Source organism: Citrobacter sp. ABFQG (assembly GCF_004322975.1).
GTDB lineage: Bacteria > Pseudomonadota > Gammaproteobacteria > Enterobacterales > Enterobacteriaceae > Citrobacter > Citrobacter freundii.
Map to the genome: position 1 here is coordinate 3,967,091 of NZ_CP036435.1, position 24,118 is coordinate 3,991,208.

Annotated in this window: 23 protein-coding genes and 1 pseudogene; 2 read left to right on the forward strand and 22 right to left on the reverse strand. The window is 54.1% G+C overall.

Translation table 11 applies throughout. The features are described from left to right. Positions 1-59 precede the first annotated feature (59 nt). The 15 genes from WN16_RS19595 to napF all read right to left on the reverse strand — a co-directional run bounded on the left by WN16_RS19595 (position 60) and on the right by napF (position 12,245). Complete coding sequence (locus WN16_RS19595; RefSeq protein WP_032936615.1) at positions 60-1,109, reverse strand: cytochrome c-type biogenesis protein CcmH; 1,050 nt, start codon at positions 1,107-1,109, stop codon at positions 60-62. Continuing rightward, positions 1,106-1,663, reverse strand: coding sequence for a thiol:disulfide interchange protein DsbE (gene dsbE, locus WN16_RS19600; RefSeq protein WP_003834613.1), 558 nt, complete (start codon positions 1,661-1,663; stop codon positions 1,106-1,108). The genes WN16_RS19595 and dsbE overlap by 4 nt, the downstream gene beginning before the upstream one ends. After that, the gene (locus WN16_RS19605; RefSeq protein WP_003839444.1) at positions 1,660-3,615 is read right to left on the reverse strand and encodes a heme lyase CcmF/NrfE family subunit; all 1,956 of its coding nucleotides are present in this window, start codon (positions 3,613-3,615) and stop codon (positions 1,660-1,662) included. The genes dsbE and WN16_RS19605 overlap by 4 nt, the downstream gene beginning before the upstream one ends. After that, complete coding sequence (ccmE, locus tag WN16_RS19610; protein WP_003834619.1) at positions 3,612-4,091, reverse strand: cytochrome c maturation protein CcmE; 480 nt, start codon at positions 4,089-4,091, stop codon at positions 3,612-3,614. Before ccmE ends, WN16_RS19605 begins: the two co-directional genes overlap by 4 nt. Next, positions 4,088-4,300, reverse strand: coding sequence for a heme exporter protein CcmD (gene ccmD / locus WN16_RS19615; protein WP_003027536.1), 213 nt, complete (start codon positions 4,298-4,300; stop codon positions 4,088-4,090). Before ccmD ends, ccmE begins: the two co-directional genes overlap by 4 nt. Then, on the reverse strand, positions 4,297-5,034 hold the full coding sequence (locus WN16_RS19620) for a heme ABC transporter permease (protein WP_003027538.1): 738 nt from the start codon (positions 5,032-5,034) through the stop codon (positions 4,297-4,299). Before WN16_RS19620 ends, ccmD begins: the two co-directional genes overlap by 4 nt. A gap of 76 nt (positions 5,035-5,110) precedes the next feature. Further along, the gene (gene ccmB, locus WN16_RS19625) at positions 5,111-5,770 is read right to left on the reverse strand and encodes a heme exporter protein CcmB (RefSeq protein ID WP_003027542.1); all 660 of its coding nucleotides are present in this window, start codon (positions 5,768-5,770) and stop codon (positions 5,111-5,113) included. Next, positions 5,767-6,387 (reverse strand): cytochrome c biogenesis heme-transporting ATPase CcmA, encoded by a 621-nt coding sequence (ccmA, locus tag WN16_RS19630; RefSeq protein ID WP_003027545.1) that lies wholly within the window; start codon positions 6,385-6,387, stop codon positions 5,767-5,769. Before ccmA ends, ccmB begins: the two co-directional genes overlap by 4 nt. Before the next feature lie 20 nt (positions 6,388-6,407). Continuing rightward, a complete protein-coding gene (napC, locus tag WN16_RS19635) occupies positions 6,408-7,010 on the reverse strand; it encodes a cytochrome c-type protein NapC (RefSeq protein ID WP_003027548.1) in 603 nt (200 codons plus the stop codon). A 9-nt stretch (positions 7,011-7,019) separates the two neighbouring features. Then, a complete protein-coding gene (gene napB / locus WN16_RS19640; RefSeq protein ID WP_003839442.1) occupies positions 7,020-7,469 on the reverse strand; it encodes a nitrate reductase cytochrome c-type subunit in 450 nt (149 codons plus the stop codon). Further along, positions 7,466-8,329, reverse strand: a complete 864-nt coding sequence (gene napH / locus WN16_RS19645; protein ID WP_003027552.1) for a quinol dehydrogenase ferredoxin subunit NapH — start codon at positions 8,327-8,329, stop codon at positions 7,466-7,468. Before napH ends, napB begins: the two co-directional genes overlap by 4 nt. Beyond that, entirely contained in the window at positions 8,316-9,011 is a 696-nt protein-coding gene (gene napG / locus WN16_RS19650) for a ferredoxin-type protein NapG (protein ID WP_003027555.1), read from the reverse strand. The genes napH and napG overlap by 14 nt, the downstream gene beginning before the upstream one ends. Before the next feature lie 6 nt (positions 9,012-9,017). Then, a complete protein-coding gene (gene napA, locus WN16_RS19655) occupies positions 9,018-11,504 on the reverse strand; it encodes a nitrate reductase catalytic subunit NapA (RefSeq protein ID WP_003027558.1) in 2,487 nt (828 codons plus the stop codon). Continuing rightward, positions 11,501-11,764, reverse strand: coding sequence for a chaperone NapD (gene napD / locus WN16_RS19660; RefSeq protein ID WP_003027560.1), 264 nt, complete (start codon positions 11,762-11,764; stop codon positions 11,501-11,503). The genes napA and napD overlap by 4 nt, the downstream gene beginning before the upstream one ends. Beyond that, positions 11,754-12,245, reverse strand: coding sequence for a ferredoxin-type protein NapF (napF, locus tag WN16_RS19665; RefSeq protein ID WP_044701160.1), 492 nt, complete (start codon positions 12,243-12,245; stop codon positions 11,754-11,756). Before napF ends, napD begins: the two co-directional genes overlap by 11 nt. A gap of 412 nt (positions 12,246-12,657) precedes the next feature. Here napF and eco point away from each other — a divergent pair, with 412 nt between their 5' ends. After that, positions 12,658-13,155, forward strand: a complete 498-nt coding sequence (gene eco / locus WN16_RS19670; protein WP_003027568.1) for a serine protease inhibitor ecotin — start codon at positions 12,658-12,660, stop codon at positions 13,153-13,155. A 92-nt stretch (positions 13,156-13,247) separates the two neighbouring features. On the opposite strand, the gene mqo is transcribed toward eco, so the two are convergent. Beyond that, complete coding sequence (mqo, locus tag WN16_RS19675) at positions 13,248-14,909, reverse strand: malate dehydrogenase (quinone) (RefSeq protein WP_044701163.1); 1,662 nt, start codon at positions 14,907-14,909, stop codon at positions 13,248-13,250. A gap of 278 nt (positions 14,910-15,187) precedes the next feature. Between mqo and WN16_RS19680 the strand changes: the two genes are divergently transcribed. Then, a complete protein-coding gene (locus tag WN16_RS19680; RefSeq protein WP_044701223.1) occupies positions 15,188-16,435 on the forward strand; it encodes a SulP family inorganic anion transporter in 1,248 nt (415 codons plus the stop codon). On the opposite strand, the gene mgtE is transcribed toward WN16_RS19680, so the two are convergent. The 6 genes and pseudogenes from mgtE to WN16_RS19715 all read right to left on the reverse strand — a co-directional run bounded on the left by mgtE (position 16,398) and on the right by WN16_RS19715 (position 23,736). Next, positions 16,398-17,834, reverse strand: coding sequence for a magnesium transporter (mgtE, locus tag WN16_RS19685; RefSeq protein WP_003027576.1), 1,437 nt, complete (start codon positions 17,832-17,834; stop codon positions 16,398-16,400). The two genes, WN16_RS19680 and mgtE, sit on opposite strands and share 38 nt — an antisense overlap. Before the next feature lie 105 nt (positions 17,835-17,939). Next, positions 17,940-19,583, reverse strand: coding sequence for a multidrug ABC transporter permease/ATP-binding protein (locus WN16_RS19690; protein ID WP_003027580.1), 1,644 nt, complete (start codon positions 19,581-19,583; stop codon positions 17,940-17,942). Between the two features lie 35 nt (positions 19,584-19,618). Then, positions 19,619-20,309 (reverse strand): annotated as a pseudogene (alkB, locus tag WN16_RS19695) (DNA oxidative demethylase AlkB). Continuing rightward, on the reverse strand, positions 20,309-21,373 hold the full coding sequence (ada, locus tag WN16_RS19700; RefSeq protein WP_044701164.1) for a bifunctional DNA-binding transcriptional regulator/O6-methylguanine-DNA methyltransferase Ada: 1,065 nt from the start codon (positions 21,371-21,373) through the stop codon (positions 20,309-20,311). The pseudogene alkB and the gene ada overlap by 1 nt, the downstream one beginning before the upstream one ends. Before the next feature lie 79 nt (positions 21,374-21,452). Further along, on the reverse strand, positions 21,453-22,505 hold the full coding sequence (gene apbE, locus WN16_RS19705; RefSeq protein ID WP_044701165.1) for an FAD:protein FMN transferase ApbE: 1,053 nt from the start codon (positions 22,503-22,505) through the stop codon (positions 21,453-21,455). A 115-nt stretch (positions 22,506-22,620) separates the two neighbouring features. Then, entirely contained in the window at positions 22,621-23,736 is a 1,116-nt protein-coding gene (locus tag WN16_RS19715; RefSeq protein WP_003027588.1) for a porin OmpC, read from the reverse strand. Between the last annotated feature and the right edge of the window lie 382 nt (positions 23,737-24,118).

Below are 24,118 nucleotides of genomic sequence, written 5' to 3' on the forward strand. Positions count from 1 at the left end.
TCACGTGCATCAGTAGGCCGGATAAGACGCTTTGCGTCGCCATCCGGCATCTTTCACTCTTACTTCTCCTGCGGCGTTAGCTGCTCCATCGCCTGCTTAATGCTGCGTTCTATCACCGCCCGACGGGTATCATTGGCCGGTAATAATTTCAGCATCATCTCCCACGCCGCAACCGCCTCGCCAAAGCGCTGCTGTTCAAAAGCGTTAAACGCATACATGCTGAGAACCCGCACGTTGGCATGTTCGCCGCGTACCAACTGGCGTAGCAGCTCCCCTCCCCGACGGTTATCATCAGGATCGGAAGAACGGGTCAGCGCTTCCGCATAGCCCAGCGCAGCATCACTGTTTTTCGGATCCAGTCGATAAGCATTGGCATAGGCTTCAGTGGCCGTACTGGCGTTACCAAGTACCATGCCAATTCGCCCAAGCATGATCCAACCTTCAACGTTGGTAGGATCGGCTTGTAAGCGAGTGCGCAGACCCAACGCCAGACGCGTCATATCTTCTTCATTGAGCGGATCAGCTTTTGGATCCAACGCCCGCTCCAGCAGCATAGGCGCCTGAGCGGTGGCCTGTTGCCAGACCTGAACCTGCTTATAGTTGCCGGTTTCATAATAGCTCACTGCGCCAACCCCCAGCGCCACCACGATGCCGGGCACAAACAACCCGAACCCACCGCGTTTGCCATCCGGGATAACGTCATCAGGAAACTCTTCCTGTTTTACCCGGACACGTCGGCGAGTACGGGCGAAAATAATCCAGCCACCCAGACCAATCGCAACCACCGGCATCACCCACAAAAGTATAGTAAGCGGCGTCAACGGCGGATCGTAAGTGACGAAGTTGCCGTAGCGGGCCACCATGTAGTCGACAATCTCTTTCTGACTTTTTCCTTCCTGCATCAGTTCGTACACTTTCTGACGCAGGTCGGTGGCAATCATCGAGTTAGAATCGGCAATACTGTTGTTCTGACATTTAGGACAGCGCAACTGTTCGGTAAGCTGACGGAACTGCTGCTCCTGCGCTTCATCCTTAAACTGCATCACATCGATGGTCGCAAGCGCGGATCCAGAGATAACCAGCATCAGCAGGCCCAGTAAAAATCTCATTGCGCAGCCTCCTTACTGTACTTATCCCACAACGGTTTGATCTCGCTCTCCCACACCCTGGCATTCAAATCGCCGGCATGGCGATAGCGAATAATACCTTTCCCGTCGATCAGGAACGTCTCCGGCGCACCGTACACGCCAAGATCCAGACCAAGCATACCGTCGCCGTCAAACAGGCTTAATGAGTAAGGATTGCCCAGCTCTTTCAGCCAGACAATGGCTTTCTGACGATCGTCTTTATAGTTCAGCCCCACCACCCGCACGCCCTGCGCAGACAGCTGATTCAGGTACTGATGTTCGGCGCGACAGGTCGGACACCAGGTCGCCCAGACGTTCAGCAGTACCGGTTTGCCCTGGGTCAGCACATCGGCCTGATAATGCTGCCCCGGATTTTCCAGCGACTCCAGGCGGAATGTCGGAACGGGTTTGCCGATCAGCGCCGACTCCAGATTAGTGGGATCGTCCCCCTGAGCGTTACGCGCCAGTTGCCACAGCAGCGCCGCCGCAATGATCAGAAAAATAATAAACGGAATTAACAGTGCGTTGCGCTTCATACAGCCTCCGACGCATTTTTTTGCACCGCGGCGCGAGGACGCGTGCGCTGACGATAGCGTGGATCAAACAGGCAGAACAATCCGCCCAGCGCCATCAGCAATCCTCCGGCCCAAATCCAGCGAATAAACGGTTTGTAGTACAGACGCACAGCCCATGCGCCGTTATCCAGTTCTTCACCCAGCGCAGCGTACAGATCGCGTGTGAATCCGCCGTCAATTGCCGCTTCAGTCATCATCGAACTGGTGCTGTTATAGAAGCGTTTTTCCGCATGCAGCGTGGCTTCTGGTTTACCATCTCGGGTAACGCCAATAATGGCGACACCGCCCCGGTAGTTAGGTCCGGTAATATCTTTCACTTCGCGGAACGTGAACTGATAGTTATGGATACTGACGCTATCACCTGCCTTCATGCGCACATCGCGTTCAACACTGTAGTTCTGGCTAAAGGCAATACCGACAATAGTAATCGCCAGCCCAACGTGGCCCGACACCATGCCCCAATAGCTTGGTGTTAACTTCGTTCCGCGGGAAACACGCAGGAACGCTTCGGACACCGCCAGCACGAATATCCAGCATGCCATCGCCAGACCCACCACCGTCATAGCGGCAATGCGATCCTCAAACAGCCACGGCAGCAGCAGCGACATAACAAGCGTGGTGACAAACGCGATAATCAGTAACGTTTTCAGTTTACGCGGTCGGTCACGGCCCCAGCGCACTAATGGCCCTATTCCCAGCAACAGCGCGAACGGTGCCATCAGCCAGGTAAACATGGTGTTGAAGAACGGCTCGCCAATCGAAATGCTGCCCAGCCCCAGCTGTTTGTGCACCAACGGCAGCAGCGTACCCAATAGCACCACCAGCATGGCGGCAATAAGCAGAACGTTGTTGCCCAACAGCAGAGATTCACGCGACCACAGCGCGTTATTTACCCGCGAGCGGACCTTGTGACCGCGAACCGCAAACAGCAGCAGGGAGCCGCCAATCACTAATACCATAAAGGCGAGAATAAACATCCCGCGCGACGGATCGGAGGCAAAAGCATGCACCGACACCAGCACGCCGGAGCGCACCAGGAAAGTCCCCAACAGGCAAAGCGAGAATGCGCAGATTGACAGCAGCAGCGTCCAGGCTTTAAAGCTGGCACGCTGTTCGGTGACCGACAACGAGTGCATCAGCGCCGTTCCCACCAGCCATGGCATAAACGAGGCATTTTCAACTGGATCCCAGAACCACCAGCCGCCCCAGCCCAGCTCGTAATAGGCCCAGGCGGAACCGAGCACAATACCCAGCGTCAGGAACACCCACGCCGCCAGCGTCCACGGACGCGAAAAACGGGCGAAGGTACTGTCCAGTCGGCCACTCATCAACGCGGCAATCGCAAACGCAAAGGCCACGGAGAAACCGACATACCCCATGTACAGCAACGGCGGATGGAAAATCAGCCCCGGATCCTGCAACAGCGGGTTCAGGTCGCGCCCTTCAATAGGGAAGTTGGGCAACGTACGGGCAAATGGATTGGAGGTAAACAGAATAAACAGCAGAAAGCCAACGCTGACCATCCCCATCACCGCCAGCACGCGGGCGACGATGTCCAGCGGCATACGCTGGCTGAATGCCGCAACGGCGAACGTCCAGCCGCTCATCAGCAGTACCCACAGCAGCAGAGAGCCTTCATGCGCGCCCCAGGTTGCTGCCACCCGATACCAGACCGGAAGCTGGGTATTGGAGTTGCTGGCAACGTAGGTGACGGTAAAGTCATTAACCACGAAGGCGTTGACCAGAATCAGGAATGCACCCATCACACAGATAAACAACACCCAGGCAAAGGGCCGCGCGGAAGCCATCATCCGCACATCGCCGCGCGCTACGCCCCACAGCGGATAGACCGACAGCAGTAACGCCACGCCTAGCGCAAGGCACAACAGCGCATTGCCAATTTCAGGCATCATGACGTTTTATCCTTATACACGCTTTCCGGACGACGATGGTTTTCCTGCATCGCTTTTTCAACTTCCGGCGGGGTGTAATTTTCATCATGTTTGGCCAGAACCTCTTTGGCCTGTACATGATTTCCCTCGTCCAGTTCGCCCTGAACAACAACACCCTGCCCTTCGCGGAACAGATCCGGCAGAATACCTTCATAGGTTACATCCACCACACCTTCGGCGTCATAGATGCTGAAATTCACCTTTAATGACTGCGGATCGCGCTTTACGCTACCGGGCATCACCATACCGCCCACGCGCAGGCGCTGACCGACTTCAGGCATCTGCTGCGTTTCGCGCTTACCGTAGAGTATCTCTCCCGGCGTATAGAACAGGTCAATATTGGAACGCAGCGCATAAAGCACCAGCGTAATGGTCAAAGCCAGACCCGCCAGTACCGCACAGGCTATCCATAACCGATTTTTACGTCGAATATTCACGCCGCCTCCCGTTGCACTTGCGCCGCACGCATACGTGCTTCTCTCGCCCGCTGCTGCGCTACACCGCGTAAAATTGCGCGATGCTGTAACGTGGAATGCACTACCAGCACCACCAGCGGGATAACGCTCATCGCTACGGCAAGCCAGACATACAAGGCGTAGCCGCCCATCGCGAAAAAATCACTCCATGATGCAAATGCAGGGGTCATTGGCGGCCTCTTTTTAAGATCAGTTCGCTCACCCACGGGCGGCGTTTTTCCATCATCAAAATCAGGTTACGCATGCGCATCAGCGCCAGCGTGACAAACAGTAACAGGTAGCCGACGATCGCCAGACGCAGCGGCGTACGCATCGCCGGATCGATGCTTTGCTGCATGCGGGTAGAACCCTGATGCAGCGTATTCCACCACTCAACCGAGTAGTGGATAATCGGTAAGTTGACCACGCCAATCAGCACCAGAATACCGGCGGCACGACCTGCCAGACGGCGGTCATCAAAGGCATGCCACAGCGCAATGGCGCCAACGTAGAGAAACAGCAGCACCAGTTCAGAGGTGAGTCGGGCATCCCAAACCCACCAGGTTCCCCACATCGGTTTGCCCCATGCGGAACCTGTCACCAGCGCAATAAAGGTAAACACTGCACCAATCGGCGCCATCGCAGCCAGCGCCAGATTGGCCATTTTCATCTGCCAGACCAGGCCGATAAACGCGGCAACGGCCATCGAGGCGTATATGCCCATCGACCAGATTGCCGCCGGAACGTGCAGATAAATAATGCGATAGCTCTGCCCCTGCTGATAGTCTGCAGGCGCAAAACCAAAGCCCCAGACCCATCCCGTTATCAGTACCACCGCGCTGGCAATCGCCAGCCACGGGATAAACCAGCCACAGATCTGATAGAGCCGAGGGGGCATCGCCAATTGATGAAGTGTTTTCCACATAGTTCAGTCACCAGACTCCATAAATTAAAATCCGTTGTGCCGGAGCGCCATGCCCGGCCTGCACATCTAATTCTCGTTACTGCACGCTTATCCGTAACGCCGCGGCTGTGGCAAACGGGCTTAACGTGGCGCTGCCGACCAGCAACGCACCCAGAATCGCCATGTACCCTTCAACCGGTAAGTGCATAGAAGCCGCATCCATCGCGGCGGTCGCAAAAATCAGTAAGGGTATGGTGAGCGGTAGTACCAGCACGCTTAACAGCACGCCGCCGCGCTTTAAGCCCACCGTCAACCCCACGCCCGGCGCGCCGAGAAAACCCAGCGTCGGCGTTCCGAGTAACAAGGTCAGCGCCATAATTTTCCAGCCGTACATATCCATGCCCAGCAACAGCGCCACCAGCGGCGAGAGGATCAGCAGCGGCAGACCTGTCACGACCCAGTGCGCCATCACTTTCGCCAGCACCACGGCCGGTAGCGGTAACGGCAGCAGCATCAGTTGCTCAAGGCTGCCATCCTGTAAGTCATCACGAAATAGCCGTTCCAGCGCCAGCAATGACGCCAGTAGCGCCGCAACCCAGATGATGCCCGGCGCTATGCGCGCCAGCAGCTGTGGCTCCGGCCCAATACTCAGGGGGAACAGCGTAATAACAATCAGGAAGAACCATAAAGGATTAGCAATTTCCGCACTATGACGAAACGCAACTCGCAGTTCTAAACGAAAGATTCGCCACATCATTGCGTTGCCCTCTCACTGGTCAGCGCAATACGTCGCACTTTATCGGTTTCAACATTGAGCGGTTGGTGGGTGGTGAGAATAACAATACCGCCCTGCTCCGTATGCTGCGCCATACGCTGAGTCAGTCGCTCAACGCCGTTCACATCAATGGCGGTAAAGGGTTCATCGAGGATCCACAGTCGGGCGCGGGTCAGCCACAAACGGGCCAGCGCCACGCGCCGCTGTTGTCCGGCGGAAAGTTGGTTCACTGGGATATCTTCATATCCGGCAAGTCCCGCCTGCGCCAGCGCAGCCAGACACTGCGCGATGTCGCCGTCATGATGGAAGAAACGCAGGTTCTCCAACGCCGAAAGCCGGGTTTTTATCCCCGGCTGATGTCCAATCCACAGTAGTTGCTGATGGTAGCTGTCCCGCACGTGATGCAGCGGTTGCTCTTGCCAGCAAACCTCCCCTGCGTCGGGACGCGCCAGCCCGGTAAGCAACCGCAGCAGAGTGGTTTTCCCTGCGCCGTTGCTGCCGGTAATTTGTACCCATTCCCCTGCGTTGACGCGAAATGACAACTCGCTGAACAGTATTCTGTCATCCCGCTCGCAAAGTAATTCTCTGGCTTCAAGCATACCTGGTTATCTACATCCTGTTAAAAGCCCGGTTTGACTTCGCGCATATCAGGCAGTTTGTGCGCTATCCCTTTATGGCAGTCAATACAGGTTTGCCCGTCTTTCACGGCCTGGTCGTGCATTTTGGCCGCGACGCCTTTCTGGGCGGTTAAATCCATAAACTCGAAGTTGTGACAGTTTCGACACTCTTGCGAATTGTTATCTTTCATACGCCGCCACTCATTTTGCGCCATCGTTAAACGATGATCTTCAAATTTCTGCGGTGTATCTATTAACCCCAGTGCTTTCGCGTACAGCTCTTTACTGGCCTTGATCTTACGGATCATTTTCGGGCCCCACTCGTGTGGGACGTGGCAATCAGGGCAAGTCGCTCGCACACCACTGCGGTTGTTGTAGTGTACGGTTTCCATGTATTCCTGGTACACCGTATTGCGCATTTCGTGACAGCTAATGCAGAACTCTTCTGTATTGGCCTTTTCCATACCGGTATTAAAGCCGCCCCAGAAAATAATGCCGCCCACAAAGCCGATTAACAACAGCGTGCCGAGCGCCAGACGGCTGGGGCGACGCCACCATTGCCAGACGCGCTTAATCCAGCCTGGTTTACGGTTAGAATTTTCCATAATGACCTCTTATTTCCCGTAACCTTTCGAGGGGGTGAAGGTATTTTCAACAATCGGCGCGGCGTCAGCCTGCGGAACGTGACATTGCAGACAGAAATAACGACGCGGCGCGACTTCAGCCAATACCTTGCCGTCGCTATCCATAAAGTGCGTCGGACTGATGCGCGGCGCACCGGTGGTACGATAGCTTTCCACACCGTGGCATTGCAGGCAGCGGTTGGTGTTAGTCGTCACCTGATATCCTTCAACGCTGTGCGGAACCATCGGCGGCTGATTCACATAGTTCAGCGGCATACGCACTTGCTCTTTCGGCATGCGAATCGCCCCTTCCTGTGTTCCTGAGACTTCCGGTGACTGGCTCAGATCCACTCCGTTTGCAGCCCAAACTGCCCCACTGACTAGCAAGGCCAGCGCGGCCATCCATTGACTCAGCGCTTTAATCAGGTCATGGCTTTTCATGATTTCGCTCCCGAACTCCATCGTGTTGTTATTGTAAAAACATCCTCAGAACAGACATCCACACAGCGACCGCAGGCCATGCAATCGCGACTGGTTACCTGCACCGGACTTTGCTCATCCAGCACCGGCGCACGTAGCACATGCGGTTCCGGGCAAACATGAAAACAATCCATACAGCGGTTACATCTGTTACGTTCTTTTGCCGAAACGGTTAATGCACCTTTGCTTCCCACCACGCTATACAGCGCACCCAGTGGGCAGAGATGCCCGCACCAGCCATGCTCAACGACCAGTAAATCAAATAAAAACAGCGCGAGGATCAGCAACGCTCCGCTACCGAATCCCATTACCAGGCTACGTCCCAGCAAAGAAACCGGGTTTATCCACTCCCACAGCAGCGTACCAGTCAGCGCTGAACCGACCAGAATGACCACCAGCAGGACGTACCGTATATGGCGCGGCAGGGTCGCAGACTGATTCAGGTCAAACCTTCTGCGCAGCCAGCTGGCTAAATCGGTGACCGGGTTCATGGGACAAACCCAACTGCAAAACAGTCGTTTACCGGCCAGGGCATACAGCACCGTAATGATGGCTGCCCCCGTTAATGCCACCGTCGCGGGCAGATGCCCGCTGGCCAGGCTTTGCAGAGTAATCAGCGGATCGGTGAACGGGATAGCGTCCAGCAACAGGCTGCTACTGTAGTTGCCATGCAGGATCCAAACACCAAGCCACGGGCCGCTAAGGAACATCGCCAGTATCAGAAACTGACTCAGACGACGCAGCAGCAGCCAACGATGACTCTTCCACCATCCTTTTTTTGCCTGCGCTTCACGCCCGGCATCACGTTTACGATTTGCCATTGTTCCCCTCCAGCCAACCGAAGCGGTAATGGTGTCCTAACTCCCCTTTCGCCAGCGACAACGGCAGCACTTTTATTGCTGGCTGCTCCAGTACGCAGACTTTTTCGCATTTCCCGCAGCCGGTACAGGCATCGCTGTGCACGGTAGGAATAAACCGCGCATGTTTGCCGGTACGCATGTTACGGTCCAGCTCCAGGGTGATCGCCTCATCGATTTTCGGGCACTCGCGATAGCAAACGTCACAGCGTAATCCCTGATAGTTGAGGCAGTTTTCGTGATCCAGCAGTACCGCCAGCCCCATACGCGAATCGTCAATGGATTCAATTTCTCTGTCCAACGCGCCGCTGGGGCAGACTTTGGCGCATGGAATGTCCTCACACATTTCGCAGGGAATATCACGGGCGATGAAATATGGCGTACCAGCCGCCAGCCCGGAGGCCAGCGTCGCCAGCTTCAGCGTGTCATACGGACATGCCTGAACGCACTGACCGCAACGTACGCAGGCGCTGGCGAATGCCTCCTCGCTCAGTGCACCAGGCGGGCGCAACCGCACGCCGGTTGCGCGTGCGGTTTGTTGTTGCAACCCCAGCGCCACGCCAACGACGGCCAGCCCGCCCGCTGCGCGAACCATATCGCGCAGAAAGCGGCGGCGGCCATTTTGGGGTTTTGCTGACCGGGACATAACGCGTTACACCTTCGCCAGTTTCACGGCGCACTTCTTGAAATCCGTCTCTTTTGAGAGCGGATCCGTCGCATCCAGTGTCAGGTTGTTCACCAGCTGTGCGGCGTCGAAGAACGGCATGTACACCAGCCCCTGCGGCGGACGGTTACGACCGCGTGTTTCAACAATCGAAATCACTTCGCCACGACGGGAAATCACTTTGACCTTATCGCCACGACGCAGATCGCGTGCTTTTGCATCCAGCGGGTGGATGAACAGCACAGCTTCCGGGAAAGCGCGGTGCAGTTCAGGCACACGACGCGTCATACTGCCGGTATGCCAGTGTTCCAGAACACGTCCGGTGGATAGCCACAGGTCATATTCTTTATCCGGCGCTTCAGCAGCAGGCTCAAACGGCAGCGCGAAGATAACCGCTTTACCGTCCGGTTTACCGTAGAACTTGTAGCTTTCACCTGCTTTCACGTAAGGGTCGTTGCCTTCGCTGTAGCGCCACTGGGTCTCTTTGCCTTCAACGACCGGCCAGCGTAAACCGCGGGCTTTGTGGTAATCGTCAAATGGCGCAAGGTCATGCCCGTGGCCGCGACCAAACCAGGCGTACTCTTCGAACAACCCTTTTTGCAGATAGAAGCCCAGCTCGCGGGATTCATCATTCAGTTGATCTTCAGCCAGTTCAGTCACCGGGAATTTTGTCACTGCTGGCGTGGCAAACAGCACGTCATACAGCGTTTTGCCACGCAGCTCCGGCTTTTGTGCCAGCAGCTCTTCGGGCCACACTTCTTCTGTTTTGAAGCGACGAGAGAACTGCACCAGTTGCCACAGATCCGACTTCGATTCGCCCGGTGCTTTAATCTGCTGACGCCAGAACTGTGTACGGCGTTCAGCGTTACCGTAGGCACCTTCTTTCTCTACCCACATCGCAGTCGGCAGGATCAGGTCAGCAGACAAGGCGCTGACCGTCGGGTACGGATCGGAGACAATGATGAAGTTGCGCGGATCGCGCCAGCCCGGCATACGCTCCTCATTGATGTTCGGACCAGCCTGCATGTTGTTGGTACACATCGCCCAGTAGACATTGAGCTTGCCATCTTTCAGCGCGCGGTCTTGCGCCACGGCGTGCAGACCGATTTTTGCCGGAATGGTCCCTGACGGAATATTCCAGTGCTTCTCGCAGATATCGCGGTGTTTTTCGTTTGTCACCACCATGTCCGCAGGCAGACGATGGGAGAATGTACCGACTTCACGCGCGGTGCCGCAGGCGGAAGGCTGGCCGGTCAGAGAGAACGGGCCACAGCCTGGCTGGGAGATTTTGCCAGTCAGCAAGTGCAGGTTATAGACCAGGTTGTTGGCCCATACACCGCGGGTGTGCTGGTTAAAGCCCATCGTCCAGTAGGAGATGACTTTTTTCTTCGGATCGGCATACAGCTGCGCCAGTTGTTCCAACTGATCTTTTGGTACGCCGGTCATTTCGGCGGTTTTATCCAGCGTGTACTCAGCAACGAAGGCTTTGTAATCCTCAAAGCTCATCGGTTCAGAGGCATCGGATCCCGGGTTTTTCGCCGCTTTTTCCAGCGGATGGGTCGGACGCAGACCGTAGCCGATGTCCGTCACGCCTTTACGCAGGTTGACGTGCTTGCTAAAGAAATCCTGGTTAATCGCATTGTTTTGAATGATGTAGTTCGCGATGTAGTTGAGGATCACCAGATCGGTTTGCGGCGTGAAGACCATACCGTTATCCGCCAGCTCAAAGCTGCGGTGCTGGAAAGTGGAGAGAACCGCGACGTTGACGTTAGGATCGGACAGACGACGGTTGGTGATGCGCGACCACAGGATCGGGTGCATCTCTGCCATATTCGCACCCCACAGGACGAAGGCGTCTGCATGTTCGATATCGTCATAGCAGCCCATCGGTTCATCCATACCGAAGGTACGCATAAAGCCGACTACCGCTGAGGCCATGCAGTGACGTGCGTTCGGGTCGATGTTATTGGAACGGAAACCCGCTTTAAACAATTTGGCAGCAGCATAACCTTCCCAAATCGTCCACTGGCCAGAGCCGAACATGCCGATAGATTCCGGACCTTTCTCTTTCATCGACGTTTTGAATTTCTCTTCCATCACGTCAAAAGCCTGGTCCCAGCTAATCGGGGTGAACTCGCCTTCTTTGTGATATTTGCCGTCTTTCATGCGCAGCATCGGCTGCGTTAAACGGTCTTTTCCGTACATGATTTTCGGCAGGAAGTAACCTTTGATGCAGTTAAGCCCACGGTTAACCGGCGCATCCGGATCGCCCTGGCATGCAACAACACGCCCTTGCTGCGTTCCGACCAATACGCCGCAGCCCGTCCCGCAAAAACGGCACGGGGCTTTGTCCCATTTGATGGCTTCTTGCTGACCGACTACCGCGCGGGCAACGCCCGGCACGCTTAACCCGGCAGCCGCCGCAGCGGCCGCAACGGCGTTAGCTTTCATAAAGCTACGACGACTGAGTTTCATGGTGTTTCCTCACCTTGCTCATCCTGCTGGTGATAAACCAGCGACACCGCCAGCACGCCCGCAACGTTGCGCACTGACTCAATTGTTTTCATTAGCGTTTCACTTTGCTCAGCTTCCACCACCACAATCAACTGACCACTTTCCACATCGCTGAGTGCAACTTCGCAACCGGGAAAGGAACGCAACTGCGTGGCGATATCGTTGATATGCTGGCTTTTGGCCTGAACGACCAGGCTGCAGACCTGCCAGTTATTGTCCATGGTTGTACTCCGCGTTAATGGCTGATACCGGGCAGATAGCGACACAGGCGCCACATCCGTTACAGTCCTGATTGTCGAGCTGCGGCTGATAAATACCGGACAGCGTGGGGCGAAAGGTTATTGCCATGGGCTCACAGCTATCCTGACAGCGGTGACATTCAACGGACTGATGTGCGAGACAGTTTTCCCCAATCGTAAAGTTCAGATCCCATGCCCTGGTGTGGCGCGGAAGAAAAAGTGATTCGGGACAGGCTTCTGCGCAGGCATAGCAAAAGCTGCACTCGCCGTGTTTGAAATTTACGCTCGGGTAACCACCCTGGCCTCGCTGCAGGATGTCGGTTTCGCACGCCTGGATGCAGGCGTCACAACGGAGGCAATGGGCCAGAAAGTGAGAGTCTTCCTTGCTCCACGGCGGACGGATCCCTGAGCTGGCGTTTCGCCAACTGCCTGTCAACATGCCTCGACGGGATAAATCAACCATGACATTGTCCTTCCATAATGACGCCCTCCCTCGGCGGGTTGAACGACATAAAAAACTGCACTATTTATGAGTAGTTATTTTTAGCCGTAAGATATTTCAGGATGTGTTAGAGGTGCATACCCCAATTGGGGTAAATGCTGTTGCCGGATCAAAGGAGTGTTGAGTTGGCGGGAAAAAATGCGCTTTTGCTCACATTTCAATGAGTTATATAGTCATGTATATAGCGATCAAATAGTAAGAGAATAATCTTACATTTAAGATGATTCTTAGAATATATAGCTACATTGCACGTAAACCATTGCTAGATACACTTAAAATATAAGTAAATACAGATTAATTGATGATGCGAATATGTTAACCTGCCCCAGACTCGTTCAAAAGACAGAAGAAAGGAAACACTGTGAACAATAAGATGAAGACAATTGTCCCTGCCGTACTTTTCGCCGCCTTTGCCAGCACCTCTGCATGGGCTGCCAGTAACGAAGCCGGCGCTCAACCGCTGGAAAAAGTCGCCCCTTATCCTAAGGCGGAAAAGGGTATGAAGCGCCAGGTTATCCAGCTTACCCCTGAGAAAGATGAATCTACTCTGAAAGTAGAACTGCTGATCGGACAAACGCTGGAAGTTGACTGCAACCAACACCGCCTGGGTGGCGAACTGGACAGCAAAACGCTGGAAGGTTGGGGATATGACTACTACGTCTTCGACAAAGTCACATCTCCGGTTTCAACCATGATGGCCTGCCCGGACGGTAAGAAAGAGAAGAAATTCATTACTGCGTATCTGGGTGATGACGGCATGCTCCGTTACAACAGCAAGCTGCCGATTGTGGTCTACACCCCGGAAAACGTGGACGTTAAATACCGTATCTGGAAAGCAGAAGATAAAATTCAGGACGCAGTCGCGCGCTAAGTCAGGATGTGCCGGATGGCGGCGTACCGCCTTATCCGGCCTACAGACGCATAAAACAGGCCGGATAAGCGCAGCGCCATCCGGCATTGTATTTACAGTGCGATATCCGCGACGGCTTTCTGTTCAGGCTGCGGTTGTGCCTGAGGTTTCAGCTGTGGTTTCGGTGCTTCATCAGCAACCTGCGGCTTGTCATATTTCAGACCCAGAACCTCACTGGTGTACTGCAACTCTTGTTCCGTAGCCTCAACGTTACCGTTCAGCTTAGTACCATAAGACGGAATGATGGTTTTCAGCTTCGCCTGCCACTCGGGGCTGGCCACTTTATCTTTAAACACTTTTTCCATCAGATGCAGCATGATCGGTGCCGCGGTTGATGCGCCCGGAGAAGCTCCCAGCAGCGCAGCAATCGTGCCTTCTTTATCGCTGACGACTTCAGTACCCAGACGCAACACGCCGCCCTTCTCCGCATCGCTTTTGATGATCTGTACACGCTGGCCCGCCTGCCATAAACGCCAGTCTTCTTTTTTCGCTTGCGGATAGTACTCTTGCAGCGCAGCAAAACGGTCGTCGTCGCTGAGCATCACCTGGCTCACCAGATATTTCACCAGATCGAAGTTATCCAGACCCACGTTGACCATCGGCATAAAGTTCGACGTGGTGGTCGAGCTGAGCAGATCCCACAATGAACCGTTTTTCAGGAACTTGGTGGAGAATGTCGCGAATGGCCCAAACAGCACAACGCGCTTGCCATCAAGGATACGCGTGTCGATGTGCGGTACGGACATCGGCGGCGCGCCAACGGAGGCCTGACCATACACTTTCGCCAGGTGGCGATTGACTACGTCCGGATTGTCCGCAACCAGGAACTGCCCGCCCACCGGGAATCCGGCATAGCCTTTCGCTTCCGGAATGTCGGTTTCCTGCAACAGCTTCAGCGCAGCGCCACCGGCACCGATAAAGACAAACTTCGCCTTGATATCATGTTCCGCTTCGTTATTTTTCAGATCGGCAACCGTGACCGTCCAGCTATTGTCGGCATTACGCTTAAAACCGCGCACTTCGGTGCTCAACTGCAGCGCAAAGTTGGGCTTTTTCTGCAATGAGGTAATCAACTGGCGCGTGATTTCGCCGTAGTTCACGTCAGTACCGATCTCGGTACGCGTTGCCGCAACTTTCTGCTGCGGATCGCGACCTTCCATAACCAAAGGCGCCCATTCTTTAATCTGCGCGTGATCTTCAGAGTAGCGCATACCGCGGAACAGGGTGCTTTGCTGGAGTGCCGTGTAACGGGCACGCAGGAAATTCACGTTCTCGTCGCCCCAGACAAAGCTCATATGGGGAACAGTGGTGATAAACGAGCGGGGTTCATGCATCACGCCATTGTTGACCTGATACGCCCAGAACTGGCGGGAAATCTGGAAGGCTTCGTTAATTTCGACTGCCTTTTCAATGCTGATGCTACCGTCGGCCTTTTTAGGCGTGTAGTTCAGCTCCATCAGTGCGGAGTGTCCCGTTCCGGCGTTATTCCAGCCATTTGAGCTTTCCTGCGCTACACCATCCAGTCGCTCAACCATGGTCATTGACCATTGCGGCTCCAGCTCCTGTAAATAGGTTCCCAGCGTGGCGCTCATGATGCCGCCGCCAATCAACAGTACATCCGTTTCCTGCTCTTCCGCCGCTTTCGCTTTTGCCGCCATCGAGACAACATTCAGCCCTACAGCCATGGTGAAGAGCATGGCAGTCACTTTTTTCATAATGTTAATGCCTTACTTTTAGTATCGCTTTTTTGCTTTTAATGCAGGTGAAAATCGAGCGGCATCAACGGTAACACTTAAGTAAAAATAATTAAATATTGTTTATAGATTATATTTAATTTTTAAAAATGTTATTAATACGTTGATAGTTTATATGGTTATTGACAATCATTTCTGGAAACCAGTCCGTCAGACGGGTACTATGCTGCGCTTTGCTATTCACCGCACGGATGCCTGTCGGTCTGCTGTATCAGGCCATTTTTGACCTGAGTGTAACTATGTCTGCAACTCAACATTCCTCTGTCGCAGTCGCGGAAAACGCGACCCGTGCGGTGCTCCGCCAACCCCGTCTGCTGGTTCGCGAAACACTGGCCGGTGTGGTAACCGCCCTGGCGCTGATCCCGGAAGTGATCTCGTTTTCCGTTATCGCAGGCGTTGATCCTAAAGTCAGTCTGATCGCCTCCGTCGTACTGTGCCTGGCGATGTCCTTTTTAGGTGGTCGTCCGGCAATGGTTACCGCCGCTGCAGGATCGGTTGCGCTGGTGATTGGTCCGATGGTGCATCAACACGGCGTGCAATACATCCTGCCTGCAGTGGTGCTGGCCGGGTTGATTCAGATCCTGTTTGGTGTATTGGGAATGGCACGTCTGATGCGATTCATCCCTACGGCCGTGATGACCGGATTTGTCAACGCACTAGGTATTTTGATTTTCTTTGCCCAGGTCCCTCATTTCTGGGGGAAAAGCCCGCTCATCTGGGGGCTGTTTGTCCTGACGCTGCTGATTGTGCTGTGGGCTCCGCGGTTTATTAAAGCCATCCCCGCACCGCTTATCGCCATCGTGCTGCTGACCGTGTTCACTGTCACCAGTGGGCAACTGTTACCGACCGTCGGTGACGAAGGTTCGATGAGCGGCGGCCTGCCGGGTTTCACCCAGTTGTTGGTTCCGCTCAACCTGCAAACGCTGGCGATTATCTGGCCCTGCGCGCTGAGTATCGCTTTTGTTGGTTTGATGGAGTCACTGTTAACCGCCCGTCTGGTGGATGACCTGACGGTGACGCCGTCGAATAAAAATCGCGAGAGTGCCGGGCTGGGGATAGCCAATATTCTGGCCGGGTTTTATGGCGGCATCGCCGGGTGCGCGATGATTGGTCAAACCATCGTTAACGTCGAGATGGGCAAAGGACGCAGCCGCGTCTCGACGGTTGCCGCCGGACTGGTATTACTACTGTTAGTCACTGGGTTAAGCGAAGTGATGGCAGAAATACCCATGTCGGTGCTGGCGGGAATTATGGTGATTGTGGCGGTAAAAACCTTCAGTTGGCACAGCATCCAGCCCGCCACGCTGAGGAAACTCCCCATCACTGAAACGCTGGTGATGCTGATGACCGTCGCTGCCACGGTGTCCACCGGCAACCTGGCGATTGGCGTGGTTGCCGGGGTGATTGCAATGCTCATTCTGCCGCGTATCGTCAGAGGCAAACGCGCGACTACATCAGAAACAGCGTTGCCAGACCGAGAAAAATAAAGAATCCCCCGGTATCGGTGATAGCCGTAATCATCACGCTCGAGCCGACCGCCGGGTCGCGCCCGAGCTTCACCATCGTCATCGGAATGATGACCCCCATTAATGCTGCCATCAACAAATTAAGCATCATCGCCAGGGTCATTACTCCGCCGAGCGCCATGTCATCGTACAGCCACCAGGTAATACCGCCCATAATTCCGCCCCATACGAGGCCATTAATCACTGCCACGCCCATTTCGCGCAGGATCAAAAACGTCAGGTTCCCCGGCTGAATATTTTGTAGCGCCAGCGCTCGAACGATCATGGTGATGGTTTGATTCCCGGTATTGCCGCCAATTCCCGCCACAATTGGCATCAGCGAGGCCAGCGCCACCAGTTGCGAAATCGTATGTTCAAAACCGTCGATCACCCGCGAGGCGATAAAGGCGGTACAGAGGTTAACGGCCAGCCACGCCCAACGGGTTTTTACCGCTTTGGTAACGGGCGCAAACACATCCTCTCCGGCGCTTAAGCCCCCCATTCGACGCAAATCGGTATCAGTTTCTTCATAGACCACATCGACGATCTCATCGATAGTTAAGCGGCCCATCAGCTTGCCTGAAGGGTCAACGACTGCAGCACTGACCAGGTCGTCACGTTCGAAGGTACGTGCAGCGTTTTCAGCGATATCGTCCGGAGAAAAGGTGAGCGGGTCATCTTCCATCACCTCGCTGACTTTGCGTTGCACATCATTGAGCAGGATGCAGGTTAGCGTCAGTTCTCCAACCAGCACTTTATTGCGATCGGTCACGAAGAGTTTATCGGTGTTCTCCGGCATTTTGCCCAACCGTCGCAGGTAGCGTTGCACCACTTCCAGCGTCACGTCCGGACGCACGGTGATGACTTCGAACTCCATAATCGCGCCGACGCGATTCTTCTCGTAATGCATTACCTGGCGGACACGCGCCCGCTCTTCGGCTGGTAACGTCGCCAGCAACCGTCCAGTGAGGTTACGCGGGAGATGCTGCACTAGATAAATCTGTTCATCGATATCGAGATATTGCAGCGCATCCAGTATTTCGCGGTCACTCATCTCATCGATCAGGTCGTCCCAGACGTTTTCAGACGCCTCAAGCAGGACGTTACCACGCTTTTCACTTTCGACCAGTCGCCACAGGGCGTGACGCTCTTCTGAAGGTAATGCTTCGAGGGTATCGGCTAAATCGGGAGGCGGCAGGTGGGCGACCAGCGCCCCTACCTCAGCAATATCGTCGGCTAACGTACCGACGTCATATTGCTCAGCCAGGGTAAGCTTGCCCAACAGTGTTGAAATAATGGCTTTATCAGTGGTCAGCAGCCAGATAAGGCGCGCACGCTCTTCATCACGCAGCCTGGCGCTGTTTTTGTTTATTACGGACATTAATCATAAATCCATGATATGAAATATCATTAATCATGATGCTGATTTATGTAAATAACAATAAACAGTGCCGCCGGGTGGCTAAAAAACCGGCGGCACGTAGGATCAGGCTGTGCGAGCCACCGCGTCACGCGAGGCGGCTTCACGTTCATCGCCCAGCAGTTCACTCAACTGTCCGTTACGCATTTCCAGCAGCCTGTCGGCATGAATAAAATAGTGATCGTCGTGGCTAATGGCGAAAATGGTTTTGCCCATTTCCTGCATCAAAGGCAATAGCACCTGATAGAACTCCCGGCGGAAATGGGGATCCTGATCGGCAGCCCATTCATCCAGCAGAATGATGTCGCGCTCCTCCGCCAGAGCCAGCAGCAGCGCCACGCGTTTCTTCTGCCCTTTCGACAGTTTCAGATTGAGGATACGGCCATCGCTCAGCTCCAGCTTGTGCCCCATCTTCAGATGTTCCAGCCACTTCGCGACCAGCTGCGGATTAGCCTCTTTACCTTCCGGCCCCAGCAGTTTGTCGAACAGCCAGACGTCGGTAAACACGGCGGAAAATAGCTTGCGGTAGTCTTCCGGTTTTTCAACGGCAACGGCCTTACCATCAAGCAATATTTCGCCTGACTGCGGCTGGTATAGACCAGTCAGTAACATCGCCAGCGTAGATTTCCCGCTACCGTTACCGCCAATCAGAAAGATCAGTTCACCGCGATGAATCGTCAGATTCACGGGTCCAACGGAGAAGGCGTTATCCTGATAGTGGAAAACCACGTTACGTAACTCCAGCGTCTGCCAGTTCGGAAACGCATTTGGACGTGGGAATTCGGCCTTAAAGGGCGCAAGGGCAAACCTGTTCAGCTTGTTGAACGCTACCTGCGCGGTGAGCAGCGTCGGTAGCGCGCCAACGGCAGAGAGCAGCGGCGTGCGCAGAAATAGCAGCGTCAGCGAATAGGTCGCCGCCACGGCGGTATCCGCCCAGCCCAGGCTGTTGGCCATCCAGAACACCAAACCAATGGCGCCCAGCATCATAATGTTCGACCAGTTGACTGCGCTCAGGTGGAAAGTATCGGCGCGAATAATATGGTGACGGTACTCTTTGGCATCCGGGACGTACATCTGATTAAAGATATGCTCGGCACGCTCACGGTTGAGCGTCAGCTCTTTGCGCCCTTCCAGCACCGTTTGATAATCGTTGTACAACTTATCTTCAGTTTCGCGCAAGGTGGCCATGTGTTTATACACCCGCGCCACCAGCACAAATCCGCCCCAGATGGTGATTGCCATCCAGATTGCTGTCACCAGCAGCATTTTAGTCGACAGCATCGCCAGATACGCCGCCGATCCGACTGTCAGGATAATCCCCTGTACCAGCTCAGGCAGACGAACAAAGGCGATGGTGATGTTGCGGATATCACTGGTTAAACCCGCCAGCAACGAGGCGCTGCCAAGCTGTTCGATGCGCTCGACGTGGGTGTCCAGAATCCGTTTGATAAATTCGCTACGCAGTCGGTAGACAAAGTGGTGTCCCAGCGTGGTGAGCGCCAGTTGTGAACCGAGGGTGACGGCCATCAATAACAGCAGCAGGCCAAGAAACTCCGGTAGCACCATCAGCGTGGTGTCGACCGTTTCAATCAGACGCTGGTTGATAAACGCAATCAGCCCAATCCCCAACGCGGCGCTGGCGAGGCTGAGCGCCATCACGCTGATAAATGGCCAGCGATACTGCCGCCAGACAAGAAGTAAAAGTTCCATGCACACAACCCGGACAAGTAATAACAGCCCGCAGTTTAAACATCTCTTCGCTGACAGCAATAATAATTCTTATTTTTATTCTTTTTTACCTGCCTGACGAAACGTCAGATTGTAACGACAGTCTCCGGTCAACGGATGATACCCCGTTTTAAGCGGCTGGATCCCATGATAAAACAGCCGCGAATTACCGCCCCACACCACGACATCGCCATGTTCCAGCAGCAAACGCTTTAAAGGGTCATTACGGCGCAATCCGCCAAATTGAAAGATGGCCGGTAGCCCCAGCGATACAGAGACAATCGGCGCCCGCAGGTCGGGCTCGTCTTTATCCTGATGTAAGGACAGTTTTGCCCCTGGCGTGTAGCGGTTAATCAGGCAGGCATCGGGTTGAAAATCAGCATAGCCCGCCGCCGTCGCCGCCTGTTGACACAGGTCAGCAAATGCATCCGGCAGCGGCGGCCAGTGCACGCCGGTGAGTGGATCAAACGGAGAATAAAGATAGCCATGCTGATCCGTCGTCCAGCCCAGATGGCCGCAGTTGGTCATTGCCACCGACATCGTATAGCCGCCGGGCGTTACCATCTGACGAAATGGCGACTGTCTGGCGACAGCCGCTATCGCCTGCAGTAAAGTAGGTGCAGAGTCAAAAGCGAAACGTCGCAGAATAACCGCACCTGAAGCCAGCGGCTCCTGCCAGGGTTTAGCATCCGCAAAAAGATCGAGCATTATGTTTCCTCGCCAGTAGTTTCCCGTTGCAGTAACTGCGCCTTGCGCGCAATACCCCATCGGTAGCCCGAAAGTGCGCCATCACCACGGATCACCCGGTGACACGGAATAACAATCGCCAGTTTGTTGGCCCCACAGGCACTGGCCACCGCGCGTACCGCCTTCGGTTTGCCGATGGCGCTGGCCAGCTGTTGGTAGCTCATTGTTTCGCCGCACGGAATTGCGCGCAGCGCCTGCCACACCTGCTGCTGAAATGCGGTGCCCCGGATATCCAGGGGTAGCGATAGCGACGCGTCACGCGAGTTGATCGCGGCGATCACTTCGCGCACGCGCTGCTGAAAATCGGCATCTGCAGGAACATCCTGCGCGGCGGGAAACAGCTCATGCAGATCCGCAACTAACGTGGCGTCATCATCACCAAGTAAGATCGCACAGATACCCCGCTCGCTTTCTGCCACCAGACAACGACCCAGAGCGCAATCTGCGAGGGTATAGCGTACAGAAACGTTGTCGCCACCTTTACGAAATTGCTTTGCGGTCATGCCTAATGTCTGATCCGCTTTGCGGTAATAGCTGCTGCTGTCGGGGAATCCGGCGTTGAGAATCGCCTGCGTAACCGGAACACCTTTCGCCAGAGCATCGCGCAGACGGCGGGCACGCCAGGACTGCTGCCACGCTTTCGGGGTCATGCCTGTCGTAGCTTTGAACAAGCGATGTAAGTGATACGGGCTCATTGCCACCTGTTGTGCCAACTCGTCCAGCGTAAGAGGTGACTCTTGCTCCAACAACTGGCAGGCGCGGGCAATTTTGTCCAGCCGATGCTGCTGCGCGCTGTTTTTATCCGGCTGGCAGCGCTTACAGGGGCGAAACCCGGCAGCCTGCGCCTGCTGAGCATCAGAGAAAAAGCGGACATTTTTGCGCAGCGCATGTTTTGCCCGACAGGACGGACGGCAGAAAATACCGGTGGTCTGGACGGCAAAAACAAACTGACCGTCGGCGTCGGCGTCACGAGCCAAAACGGACTGCCAACGGTCATCGTCAGTGATGCGTAAACGATTTTTCATTTCGGACTCCTTTGTTAAGCATAGCGCTTAGCGTCAGTGTGTCCCCATAGCCGGATACAAAAACCCGCAATCTTGCTTTTTAATTTTTTTCGCTGACCAGAAAGCTTTTGAACTGCGGCGACATCCAGGTGTTAAGCCCCTCGCCCTCTTTCATAATCATATAGACCGCCAGCCCTTCACGACGCACAACTTCTTTGGCCTTTTCCGGGCCGAGCACCATCAATCCAGTATCCCAGCCGTCAGCTTCCAGCGCCGTTGGCGCAATGACCGTTACGGACACCAGGTTGTGTTCAATCGGACGACCGGTTTGCGGATCGATAACATGGGAAAGACGCTTGCCATCCAGCTCATAATAGTTACGGTAGCAGCCGGAGGTGCTAATGCCATGCCCGTTAATGTCTACAATCGCCTGCACCGCGTTTTCACGATCGGTCGGTTTCTGAATTGCGACACGCCACGGATGCCCTTCAGCATTCATACCGCGGCTGTTTAGCGCACCACCAACGGAAACCAGATAACGGGCGATCCCTTCCTGCTCCATTAATCGTGCCAGATGATCGGCGGCGTACCCTTCGCCAACGGTAGAGAGATCCACATACAGATCCGGCAAGTCTTTTTGCAGGTAATTCTGATGCGCTTCATTCACGACCTTTAGATGTGAAAGTCCGGTTTTCGCTTTTGCAGCGTCAATTTGCTCTTGGGTGGGAATATGCAACGGTTGCTGATCCGGGCCAAAGCCCCACAGATTGACTAACGGCCCCACGGTGATATCCATAGCCCCATCGGTTTTTGCGCCAATGCGTAGCGCCGAGGTCACGATATCCGCCATGGCGTCGCTAACCGGCCATGGTGACAAACTATTCGATAAGTTAAAGCGCATCAATGCAGAGTCATTTTTATAGGTGGAGAGCAGTTGATCATCGGCATCAAGCTGAGTCTGGATCTTCACCTGTAGTTCTGCGGCGCGTTTTGCATCGACGCCCACGACACTGACCCGCCAGAAAGTGCCCATGGTTTTACCTTCCAGAACGGTGGCTGGCGTTGTGGTCTGAGCAGGTTTCGGGGCTTCATCGCACCCGACAAAGAAAATCGTCACCGCCAGCAGCGCTGCGCGATAAAATTTCATTTCCATACGTAATTATCCTCATGCGAACGCGCGCAAGAGTACACCAAAAATCGTTGTTTGTACGGCGGAAAAACAGCATTAAAAAAGGCCCCGCAGGGCCTTTGATAACAATAAATGTAGATTAGAACTGGTAAACCAGACCCAGCGCTACGATATCATCGGTACCGATACCTGCGTCACGGGTGAACTGATTGTCATCCAGCAGGTTGATTTTGTAATCAACATAGGTGGACATGTTTTTGTTGAAGTAGTAAGTCGCGCCAACATCAACATATTTCACGATGTCTTCGTCGCCATAGCCACGGCCCAGGTCTTTACCTTTAGACTGCAGGTAAGCCACGGACGGACGCAGACCGAAGTCGAACTGGTACTGAGCAACCGCTTCGAAGTTCTGTGCTTTGTTAGCCCAACCCAGGGAGCCTGCACGCGTTGCGTTGTAGGTCTGAGTGTACTGAGTTGCAAAGTAGAAGTTGTTCGCGTCGTATTTAATACCACCGGTATAGGTTTCAGCACGGTCGCCGGTACCGAAGTTCAAACGGTTCTGTTCGTCGGTACGTTTGGAACTGGTGACTGCAGTACCCAGAGAGAAGCCTTCGCCGATATCATAAGTGATAGATCCGCCAACGCCGTCGCCATTCTGACGCAGTGCTTCACGACCGTTGTTGGTCACGCCAGTGAAAGTTCTGCCGGTATCGTCTTCGCCACTCACGCTACCGTTTTTACCCTGGTACTGAATGGCAAAGTTCAGGCCATCAACCAAACCGAAGAAGTCGGTGTTACGGTAGGTCGCGAAGCCATTACCACGCTGCTGCATGAAGTTGTCAGAACCGTAGGTGTCGCCGCCGAATTCCGGCAGAACGTCGGTCCAGGACGTTACATCGTAAACTACGCCGTAGTTACGACCGTAGTCGAATGAACCCACGTCTGCGAATTTCAGACCCGCAAACGCCACACGGGTCCAGGCGTTGTTTTCATTTTCTGCGGAGTTACCCTGAATCTGGTATTCCCACTGGCCGTAACCGGTCAGTTGGTCATTAACCTGAGTTTCGCCTTTGAAGCCGATACGCATATAGGTTTGGTCACCATCAGCGCTTTTGTCATCGGAGAAATAGTGCAGACCGTCGACTTTGCCGTACAGGTCTAATTTGTTGCCGTCTTTGTTATAAATTTCAGCCGCATTCGCTGCGCCTGCTACCAGCAGTGCTGGTACCAGGAGGGACAGTACTTTAACTTTCATGTTATTAACCCTCTGTTATATGCCTTTATTGCTTTTTTATGCCACTGCATACTGATTAAGGTCATTAACCAGTCGGCAACTTCATTCTCCGCAAAAACACAGAATAATCCAACACGAATATGATACTAAAACTTTTAAGGTGTTTCATTTATCTGCATAGATGTTTCAAAATATTAATGAAAGGGAACTTTTTTAAAATCAAAAAATAGGCAAAATAAGCACAAATAATCAAGAATCATATCAATAATCTTTAAAATCAACAGATTACACGAAAAATTCTTATAGCACTGAATGACAAAAAAAAAATCTTCACTCGCAACTAAAATAGACCCGCTATCATCATTAACTTTATTTATTACCGTCATTCATTTATGAATGTCTG

What these genes read in the sequence shown, in the direction of transcription:
- napG (WP_003027555.1), bottom strand. Translation starts at nt 9,011, where the DNA reads ATGTCCCGGTCAGCAAAACCCCAAAATGGCCGCCGCCGCTTTCTGCGC.
- napD (WP_003027560.1), bottom strand. Translation starts at nt 11,764, where the DNA reads ATGGACAATAACTGGCAGGTCTGCAGCCTGGTCGTTCAGGCCAAAAGC.
- ccmB (WP_003027542.1), bottom strand. Translation starts at nt 5,770, where the DNA reads ATGATGTGGCGAATCTTTCGTTTAGAACTGCGAGTTGCGTTTCGTCAT.
- WN16_RS19595 (WP_032936615.1), bottom strand. Translation starts at nt 1,109, where the DNA reads ATGAGATTTTTACTGGGCCTGCTGATGCTGGTTATCTCTGGATCCGCG.
- apbE (WP_044701165.1), bottom strand. Translation starts at nt 22,505, where the DNA reads ATGGAAATGAAATTTTATCGCGCAGCGCTGCTGGCGGTGACGATTTTC.
- dsbE (WP_003834613.1), bottom strand. Translation starts at nt 1,663, where the DNA reads ATGAAGCGCAACGCACTGTTAATTCCGTTTATTATTTTTCTGATCATT.
- napC (WP_003027548.1), bottom strand. Translation starts at nt 7,010, where the DNA reads ATGGAAAATTCTAACCGTAAACCAGGCTGGATTAAGCGCGTCTGGCAA.
- napB (WP_003839442.1), bottom strand. Translation starts at nt 7,469, where the DNA reads ATGAAAAGCCATGACCTGATTAAAGCGCTGAGTCAATGGATGGCCGCG.
- napF (WP_044701160.1), bottom strand. Translation starts at nt 12,245, where the DNA reads ATGGTTGATTTATCCCGTCGAGGCATGTTGACAGGCAGTTGGCGAAAC.
- WN16_RS19605 (WP_003839444.1), bottom strand. Translation starts at nt 3,615, where the DNA reads ATGATGCCTGAAATTGGCAATGCGCTGTTGTGCCTTGCGCTAGGCGTG.
- napA (WP_003027558.1), bottom strand. Translation starts at nt 11,504, where the DNA reads ATGAAACTCAGTCGTCGTAGCTTTATGAAAGCTAACGCCGTTGCGGCC.
- mqo (WP_044701163.1), bottom strand. Translation starts at nt 14,909, where the DNA reads ATGAAAAAAGTGACTGCCATGCTCTTCACCATGGCTGTAGGGCTGAAT.
- ccmA (WP_003027545.1), bottom strand. Translation starts at nt 6,387, where the DNA reads ATGCTTGAAGCCAGAGAATTACTTTGCGAGCGGGATGACAGAATACTG.
- napH (WP_003027552.1), bottom strand. Translation starts at nt 8,329, where the DNA reads ATGGCAAATCGTAAACGTGATGCCGGGCGTGAAGCGCAGGCAAAAAAA.
- mgtE (WP_003027576.1), bottom strand. Translation starts at nt 17,834, where the DNA reads ATGTCCGTAATAAACAAAAACAGCGCCAGGCTGCGTGATGAAGAGCGT.
- ccmD (WP_003027536.1), bottom strand. Translation starts at nt 4,300, where the DNA reads ATGACCCCTGCATTTGCATCATGGAGTGATTTTTTCGCGATGGGCGGC.
- WN16_RS19690 (WP_003027580.1), bottom strand. Translation starts at nt 19,583, where the DNA reads ATGGAACTTTTACTTCTTGTCTGGCGGCAGTATCGCTGGCCATTTATC.
- WN16_RS19715 (WP_003027588.1), bottom strand. Translation starts at nt 23,736, where the DNA reads ATGAAAGTTAAAGTACTGTCCCTCCTGGTACCAGCACTGCTGGTAGCA.
- WN16_RS19620 (WP_003027538.1), bottom strand. Translation starts at nt 5,034, where the DNA reads ATGTGGAAAACACTTCATCAATTGGCGATGCCCCCTCGGCTCTATCAG.
- eco (WP_003027568.1), top strand. Translation starts at nt 12,658, where the DNA reads ATGAAGACAATTGTCCCTGCCGTACTTTTCGCCGCCTTTGCCAGCACC.
- ada (WP_044701164.1), bottom strand. Translation starts at nt 21,373, where the DNA reads ATGAAAAATCGTTTACGCATCACTGACGATGACCGTTGGCAGTCCGTT.
- WN16_RS19680 (WP_044701223.1), top strand. Translation starts at nt 15,188, where the DNA reads ATGTCTGCAACTCAACATTCCTCTGTCGCAGTCGCGGAAAACGCGACC.